The organism is Kitasatospora sp. NPDC093558 (assembly GCF_040683475.1).
Taxonomy (GTDB): domain Bacteria; phylum Actinomycetota; class Actinomycetes; order Streptomycetales; family Streptomycetaceae; genus Kitasatospora.
Map to the genome: position 1 here is coordinate 1 of NZ_JBFBDY010001123.1, position 1,503 is coordinate 1,503.

The window sequence follows — 1,503 nt, forward strand, 5'->3', positions numbered from 1 at the left end:
GCCCGCTGGTACACCGAGGTGATCCGCCGCGGCGGCCTGGACTGACGGACGGCTCCCGGCCGCAGTGCGAGCGATGCACGCACTGCGGCCGGGAGTGTGGTGCGTGTCAGCCGAGGGTCCACTGCTGGTTGCTGCGCCCGCTGCACGTCCACAGCTGGACCAGGGCGCCGTCGGCGGTGGAGGCGCCGGCGACGTCCAGGCACAGGCCGGACTGCGCGCCGGTGACGCTGCCGTCGGTGTTGAGGTGCCACTGCTGGTTGGCCTGGCCGTTGCACGGCCAGACGACCACCTTGGTGCCGCTGGTGGTGCCCTGCCCGGCGGCGTCCAGGCACATCCGGCCGCTGCCGCCGTACACGCTCAGCTCGTCGCCCGAGGTGTGCGTCCAGGTCTGGTTGGTGCCGCCCCAGCAGGCGTAGATCTGCACCTGGGTGCCGGCCGTGGTCGAACTGTTCGGCACGTCCAGGCACTTGCCCGCACCCACCGCGTGCAGCGCGCCCGTGGTGCCGCCGCCACCGCCGGAGCTCGAACCGCCGAGGGCGGAGAGCGCCGCGTAGAAGGCCGGCTTGGGCTGGTCGTTGCCGTCGTACATGGTGGCGGCGCCGGTACCGGGGAAGGTGCCGGGGATCCAGGAGTGCGCGTCGTCCACGCCCCACTGGCTCACGCCCACGCAGCGGGAGACGGCCAGGCAGTCCCGGACGACGGCGGCGTAGTCGCCGCCCTGCTGCTGGAGCGCGGCACCGGAGGCGGGGAGCTGGATCCGGTCGTCCAGCTCGGTGACGGCCACGTCCAGGCCCAGGTTCGCGAACCGCTGCATGTTGGCCTGCATGTCCGAGGGGACCTGACCGAGGATGAAGTGGCTCTCCAACCCGATGCCGCCCAGCGGCACGCCCTGGGCGAGCATCGACCGGGCGAGGTCGTAGAGGGCGTTGCTCTTCGCGTTCAGGCCCTCGATGTTGTAGTCGTTGATGTACAGCTTCGCGCCCGGGTCGGCGGCGTGCGCGGTGCGCAGCGCGTCGGCGAGGTAGCCGGATCCCATCGCCTGGTAGAACGCGTCCTGGACGAGCGAACCGTCGCCGTTGAAGGGCTCGTTGATGACGTCCCAGGCGTAGACGCGTCCCTTGTAGTGGGTGGCTTCGGCGGTGATGTGTGCCTCCATGGCGGAGCGCACCTGGCTCGACGGCAGGTTCGACACCCAGGAGGGGAGCTGGTTCTGCCACACGAGGTTGTGGCCGCGCACCCGCATGCCGTGCGCCTGGGCGTACTGGACGAGCTGGTCGCCCGGGCCGAAGTTGTACGAGCCGGGGGACGGCTCGATGGTGTCCCACTTCATCTCGTTGGTCGGGGTCAGCATGTCGAACTGCGCCCCGGCGACGGCCATTTCGCCGCCGACGCCGAGGTCGCCGTCCGACAGTGCGGTGCCGAAGTACCGGCCGTTCGCTTCCGCGGCGGCCTTCAGTGTGCTGCCGGCCGCTGCGGCCCGGGGGCCCCCGGCACCAGCCGGAG

General features: G+C 71.6%; 1 protein-coding gene. It reads right to left on the reverse strand.

The window, feature by feature from the left end; all coding sequences use genetic code 11:
- Positions 1-106: 106 nt before the first annotated feature.
- The coding region (locus AB0O00_RS39055) for an endo-1,4-beta-xylanase (protein WP_363659424.1) at positions 107-1,503 on the reverse strand (1,397 nt) is incomplete at its 5' end.